This is a genomic window from Microbacterium sp. PF5 (assembly GCF_004794315.1).
Lineage (GTDB): Bacteria > Actinomycetota > Actinomycetes > Actinomycetales > Microbacteriaceae > Microbacterium > Microbacterium sufflavum.
Genome location: NZ_SSDQ01000110.1, coordinates 39200 through 45310 on the forward strand (window position 1 = coordinate 39200; position 6111 = coordinate 45310).

Consider the following 6111-nt stretch of genomic DNA (forward strand, 5'->3'; position numbering starts at 1 on the left):
TGCTCGAAGAAAAGGATTGACGGTATACCGCAGCTCGTCGTACTGTCTGAGCATGGCAACGACGCCCATCCACCTGGAACGACCCGACGGCAAGGGGCTGGCCGCTGGCACCCTCGGCCTGTGGGGATCCACCGTCATCGGTCTCGCCTCCACGGCGCCGGTCTACTCCCTCGTCGCGACGCTCGGCTTCGTCGTGCTCGCGGTCGGGGCGCAGGCACCGATCGCGTTCGTGATCGCCTTCGTCCCGATGCTCCTGATCGCCTTCGCCTACCGCGAGCTCAACAACGCCGTGCCCGACTGCGGCACCACCTTCACCTGGGGCACGAAAGCGTTCGGCCCCTGGGTGGGCTGGATGGGCGGCTGGGGTGTCGCGGTGGCCGGGATGGTCGTGCTCGCGAACCTCGCCCAGATCGCCTCGGTGTACTTCTGGTCCCTGATCGGGTTCGAGCTGGAGAACAACGACTGGCGGATCATCCTCGTCGCGGTGCTCTTCATCGCCGCGATGACCTGGGTCAGCTGGCGCGGCGTCGAGATCGGCGAGCGCATCCAGAACATCCTGCTGGCCGTGCAGTACCTGGCCCTCGCGATCTTCGTGGTGGCCGCGCTGTGGCAGTTCTTCACCGGCGACGCCCCCGACGCCACGCCGTTCTCGTGGGAGTGGCTGAACCCGTTCGGCTTCACGGACTGGTCGGGCTTCACCGAGGCCATCCTGCTCGCCCTCTTCATCTACTGGGGCTGGGACACGTGCCTCGCGCTGAACGAGGAGACCAAGGACCCCAAGCGCATTCCCGGGCGGGCGGCCGTGCTGACCTGCGTGATCCTGCTGGTGACCTACGTCGCCGTCACGATCGCGGCGATGATGTACGCGGGTCTCGGCGAGGACGGCACGGGGCTCGGCAACGAGGCCAACGCCGACGACTTCTTCCTCGCGATCAAGGACGGCCTGCTGGGCCCGTTCGGCTGGGTGCTGGTGGTCTCCGTCATCATCTCGGCGATCTCGTCGACGCAGACGACGATCCTGCCCACCGCGCGCGGCACGCTCGCGATGGGCGTGTACCGCGCGCTCCCCGCGAAGTTCAAGGAGGTGCACCCGGTCTACAAGACCCCGTCGTTCTCGACCATCGTGATGGGCGTGGTCGCCTCCGCGTACTACGTGGGCATGACGCTCATCAGCGACAATATCCTGCAGGACTCGATCCTGTCGCTGGGCCTCGCCATCGCGTTCTACTACGCCATCACCGGGTTCGCGTGCGTCTGGTACTTCCGCGCCGACCTGCGCACCTCGACACGCGACCTCTTCTTCAAGGGGATCTTCCCGCTCGTCGGGGCGCTGCTGCTCACCGGCGCGTTCGTGCAGTCCGCGATCGACATGTGGGACGTGGACTACGGCTACACGGTGCTGTTCGGCATCGGCGGCACGTTCGTGATCGGCATCGGCTCGCTCGCGATCGGCCTGGTGCTGATGCTCCTGTGGTACCTGTTCCCGCGGTCGAAGCGCTTCTTCCGCGGCGAGAGCCTGAACCGCGACACCGAGGTGATGGTGCCGGACGAGCCCGGCGTCTCCATCCGCTCGGTCGACGGCGGCATCTGAGGCGGCGGGTGCGCGCGGGGCTGTCCTAGGCTGGCCTCGTGCGCATCCGGCTCGACATCGCCTACGACGGCACCCACTTCCGCGGCTGGGCGACACAGCACACGCTCCGCACCGTTCAGGGCACGTTGGAGGCGGCGCTCGCCCGCATCGTGGGCTCCGACGTGCGGTTCGTGGTCGCCGGCCGCACCGACGCCGGCGTGCACGCGAGCGGACAGGTCGCACACGTCGATCTCGACGAGCGGCAGTGGTCGCGCATCGAGGCCAGGCACGGACGGGCGGCGCAGGATCCGGCGGGCTCGATCGCGGGACGCATGCGGGGTGTGCTCGGCGCCTACTCCGACGTCACCGTCACCCGGTCGACGGCGGCGCCCGAGGGTTTCGACGCGCGCTTCTCAGCCGTGTGGCGCCGCTACCGGTACCGTCTCGCCGACGGTCTGGCCGGCTACGACCCGCTGCGTCGCGCCGACACCACGAGCATCCGCGGACGGCTGGACGAGCGCGCGATGGACGAGGCCGCGCGCACGCTGATCGGCCTGCACGACTTCGCGGCGTACTGCAAGCCCCGCGAGGAGGCCACCACCATCCGCACCCTGCTCGACTACCGGTGGGAGCGCGACGCGGACGGCGTGCTGGTGGCCGAGGTGAAGGCGGACGCGTTCTGCCACAGCATGGTGCGCGCCCTCGTCGGCGCGTGCGCGGCCGTGGGGGAGGGTCGCCTGGACGTGTCCGACCTGGTGGTGCTGCGCGACGCTCTCACCAGGACCAGCGAGTTCAAGGTGCTCGCGGCCCGGGGCCTGACGCTGACCGAGGTCGGGTATCCGGCGGACGAGCTGCTCGCCGCACGGGCCGAACAGACCAGGGCCCGCCGTGACCGCGAGTCGGACTGATCGCCGGATACGGATCCCGGGCACAGCAGGGGCGGGTAGCGTGGGCACGGTCATGAAGGTCATCTCGTACAACCTGCGCAAACACCGGGCGGCCGGGGAGCTCGCGACACTCGTCGCCGAACACGACCCCGACATCCTCTGCCTGCAGGAGTGCGACGTGCCGGCGCTGCCCGACCGGATCGGGGGCCTCGTGCTCGCCGACGCCACCCAGGGCAACCGCCTCGGACTCGCGCTGTTCTACCGCGAGAGCACCTACCACCTGCAGGGCATCCGCACCCTCGGGCTGAAGAAGTCGCTGCACGACCGCATCGCGAAGCCCGCGCACGAGCGGGTGCTCGGCGCACGGCTGCGCGACATCGACGACGGCGACGAGTTCATCGTCGCGTCGTTCCACGCCGCACCGCTGACGGCGCTGAACTCGCTGCGGCGCCACCAGATCCGCGCGGCCCTGACCGAGCTCGCGAGCCTCGGGGACGGCCTTCCGCAGCTCATGGTCGGCGACTACAACTACCCCGTGTTCAAGGAGAACCTGGGGCAGGCCGTGCGCGACCACGGCTATGCGCTGTCGCTCAGCGACGACCACACCTACACGCGCTACCGCGTCTTCCGCGGTCACTACGACTTCGCGACCTCGACCGGATTCGAGATCGAGCGCATCACGACCCTGCCGCAGCGGTCGAGCGACCACCGTCCGATCCTGGTGACGGTGAAGACCGACTGACCGGGCGCGGGCCCGCGGCTGGTTTGGTCGGAGGGGGTCGGGTGGCGTATGCTGACTCTTTGGTGCCCTTCCCGTACTGCGAGGAAGACGCACATCCGAACGTGAGCCCTCCACTGGCGTGTTCGTCCCTGTCGGGAGGAACCACCCCGGAGTGGGATTCACGAACACCTCCGTTCGACAAGAAAGCAGCACTATCGTGACGCGCACTTACACCCCCAAGGCTGGCGAAGTCCAGCGCGACTGGGTCGTCATCGACGCCACCGACGTCGTTCTCGGCCGCCTGGCCTCGCACGCGGCGACGCTCCTGCGTGGCAAGCACAAGCCGACCTTCGCCAACCACATCGACTCGGGTGACTTCGTCATCATCGTGAACGCCGACAAGGTCGCGCTCACCGGTCAGAAGCTCCAGAAGAAGATCGCCTACCGTCACTCGGGCTACCCGGGTGGTCTGAAGGCCGTCAGCTACTCCGAGCTGCTCGAGAAGAACCCGGTCCGCGCCGTGGAGAAGGCCATCCGCGGCATGCTCCCGAAGAACAGCCTGGGCCGCCAGCAGCTGTCGAAGCTGAAGGTGTACGTCGGTGCCGAGCACCCGCACGCCGCGCAGCAGCCCCAGCCGTACACCCTCGACCAGGTCGCCCAGTAAGCGCCGTAACGACTAAGGACATACTCGTGGCTGACATCCAGGACACCACCGAAAACCTCCAGAACTTCTCGACGTCGACCCCCGAGACCGAGGCAGTCGAGGCGGCTCCCCGCCCCGTGCTCAGCGTCCCGGGCGCCGCTGTCGGCCGTCGCAAGCAGGCCATCGCCCGCGTGCGTCTGGTCCCCGGCTCGGGCACCATCACGGTCAACGGCCGCACGCTCGAGGACTACTTCCCGAACAAGCTGCACCAGCAGCTGATCAACGACCCGTTCACCGCGCTGAACCTCGCCGGTGCCTACGACGTGATCGCCCGCATCTCGGGTGGTGGCGACTCCGGCCAGGCCGGCGCGCTGCGTCTCGGCATCGCTCGTGCCCTCAACGGCATCGACGCGGAGAACAACCGTCCGACCCTGAAGAAGGCCGGCTTCCTCTCGCGCGACGCTCGCGTCAAGGAGCGCAAGAAGGCCGGACTCAAGAAGGCCCGTAAGGCGCCTCAGTACTCGAAGCGTTAAGGTCCACTGCTCCGATGCCGATCTTTGGCACGGACGGCGTGCGAGGACTCGCCAATGGCATCCTCACCGCCGACCTGGCGCTCACCCTGGCCCAGGCGACTGCTGTCGTCCTGGGCCAGGGCCGTACGGCGGAGGCTCGCAAGGCCGAAGGCAAGCGACTCACCGCCGTGGTCGCCCGTGACCCCCGGGTCTCGGGGCACTTCCTCACCGCCGCCGTCTCCGCGGGCCTCGCGTCCTCCGGCGTCGACGTGCTCGAGGCCGGGGTCATCCCGACCCCCGCACTCGCGTTCCTCGTGGCCGACCGCGACGCCGACTTCGGCGTGATGATCTCGGCGTCGCACAACGCGGCGCCCGACAACGGCATCAAGATCTTCGCCCGCGGCGGCCGCAAGCTCCCCGACATCGTCGAGCAGCGCATCGAAGAGGCCATGCACGGCGAGAAGCTGCGCCCCACCGGCGCAGGCGTCGGTCGCATCGACCGCTTCTCCGACGCCGAAGACCGCTACGTCGTGCACCTGCTCGGCTCGCTGCCGCACCGCCTGGAGGGCATCCACGTGGTGCTCGACTGCGCGCACGGCGCCGCCTCCGGCGTGTCGCCCGAGACGTTCCGCGACGCGGGGGCCGAGGTGACCGTCATCGGCGCCGACCCCGACGGCTGGAACATCAATGACGGCGTCGGCTCCACGCACCTCGAGAACCTCGCTGAGGCCGTGGTGCGGCTCGGCGCCGACGTGGGTATCGCGCACGACGGGGACGCCGACCGGTGCCTCGCGGTCGACGCGAACGGCACCATCGTCGACGGCGACCAGATCATGGCGATCCTCGCGCTGTCGATGAAGGAGCGCGGCGTCCTCACCGACGACACGCTCGTCGCCACGGTCATGAGCAACCTCGGCCTGCACGTCGCGATGCGCGAGCACGGCGTGACCGTGCGCCAGACCGCGGTCGGCGACCGCTACGTGCTCGAGGACATGAACGAGGGCGGCTACGCGCTCGGCGGCGAGCAGTCCGGCCACGTGATCATGAGCGAGTTCGCCACCACCGGCGACGGCCTGCTCACGGGTCTGCACCTGGTGTCCGAGATGGCGCGACAGGGGAAGTCCCTCGCCGAGCTCGCCTCCGTGATGACGGTCTACCCGCAGGTGCTGATCAACGTGCGCGACGTCGACAAGGATCGTGTCGCCGACGACGAGGTCGTGCAGCAGGCGGTGCGCGACGTCGAAGCCGAGCTGGGCGACACCGGGCGCGTGCTGCTGCGCAAGTCCGGGACGGAGCCGCTCGTGCGGGTCATGGTCGAGGCGGCCGATTCGGAGTCGGCCCGCGCCTACGCGGAGCGCCTCGCCGCCGTGGTGCAGGAGCGCCTCGCGCTCTGACGCTCTCCCGTGAGACGGCCGGTCGCTTCTGCGGCCGGCCGTTCGCGTCTCCGCCCCGGCGGGGTCAGGGCGCGGCGCAGATGCGGAAGTAGCCGCTGTCGGCGAGCGTCTCCGTGGCGCAGGCTCCGCCCGTGAGGCGCAGCTCGTGCGCCATCGCCGGAGCGTCGGCGAGCCCGAGGTGCGCGCCCGTGAGCACGATCGGCGCGACCGCCGCCCCCCACGGGTCGGCGGCGAGCCACCGCACGTCGTTGTCCGCCACCCAGGTGGCGAGCGGCGCGACCGCGGCCCGCTGGCCCTCCAGGGTCACATCGCGGGGCGTGAAGCACGACACCACATGCGCGACCGCTCCCGCCGCGACGACCGCGGCGAGCACCGCCGCGCCCA

General features: G+C 69.7%; 7 protein-coding genes. 6 read left to right on the forward strand and 1 reads right to left on the reverse strand.

The genetic code is table 11. From position 1 onward, the window contains the following. Nucleotides 1-52 precede the first annotated feature (52 nt). The 6 genes from DW297_RS09425 to glmM all read left to right on the forward strand — a co-directional run bounded on the left by DW297_RS09425 (nt 53) and on the right by glmM (nt 5727). Nucleotides 53-1591, forward strand: coding sequence for an APC family permease (locus tag DW297_RS09425; RefSeq protein WP_136031680.1), 1539 nt, complete (start codon nt 53-55; stop codon nt 1589-1591). Nucleotides 1592-1629: 38 nt separating this feature from the next. Next, the gene (locus DW297_RS09430) at nt 1630-2478 is read left to right on the forward strand and encodes a tRNA pseudouridine synthase A (protein ID WP_136031682.1); all 849 of its coding nucleotides are present in this window, start codon (nt 1630-1632) and stop codon (nt 2476-2478) included. A gap of 52 nt (nt 2479-2530) precedes the next feature. After that, complete coding sequence (locus DW297_RS09435; RefSeq protein WP_136031683.1) at nt 2531-3199, forward strand: endonuclease/exonuclease/phosphatase family protein; 669 nt, start codon at nt 2531-2533, stop codon at nt 3197-3199. A 196-nt stretch (nt 3200-3395) separates the two neighbouring features. Beyond that, nucleotides 3396-3842: a 50S ribosomal protein L13 gene (gene rplM, locus DW297_RS09440; protein WP_136031685.1), complete on the forward strand. Its 447-nt coding sequence runs from the start codon at nt 3396-3398 to the stop codon at nt 3840-3842. 26 nt (nt 3843-3868) lie between these two features. Continuing rightward, on the forward strand, nt 3869-4354 hold the full coding sequence (rpsI, locus tag DW297_RS09445; RefSeq protein WP_136031687.1) for a 30S ribosomal protein S9: 486 nt from the start codon (nt 3869-3871) through the stop codon (nt 4352-4354). A 14-nt stretch (nt 4355-4368) separates the two neighbouring features. Further along, nucleotides 4369-5727, forward strand: a complete 1359-nt coding sequence (gene glmM, locus DW297_RS09450) for a phosphoglucosamine mutase (protein WP_136031689.1) — start codon at nt 4369-4371, stop codon at nt 5725-5727. 64 nt (nt 5728-5791) lie between these two features. Here the strand turns inward: glmM and DW297_RS18915 are convergent. After that, a partial coding sequence (locus DW297_RS18915) for a hypothetical protein (protein ID WP_168442829.1) occupies nt 5792-6111 on the reverse strand: 320 nt, incomplete at its 5' end.

Bases quoted from the DNA above. Each gene is read 5' to 3' on its own strand.
- DW297_RS09435 (WP_136031683.1), top strand. From the start codon at position 2,531: ATGAAGGTCATCTCGTACAACCTGCGCAAACACCGGGCGGCCGGGGAG.
- glmM (WP_136031689.1), top strand. From the start codon at position 4,369: ATGCCGATCTTTGGCACGGACGGCGTGCGAGGACTCGCCAATGGCATC.
- DW297_RS09425 (WP_136031680.1), top strand. From the start codon at position 53: ATGGCAACGACGCCCATCCACCTGGAACGACCCGACGGCAAGGGGCTG.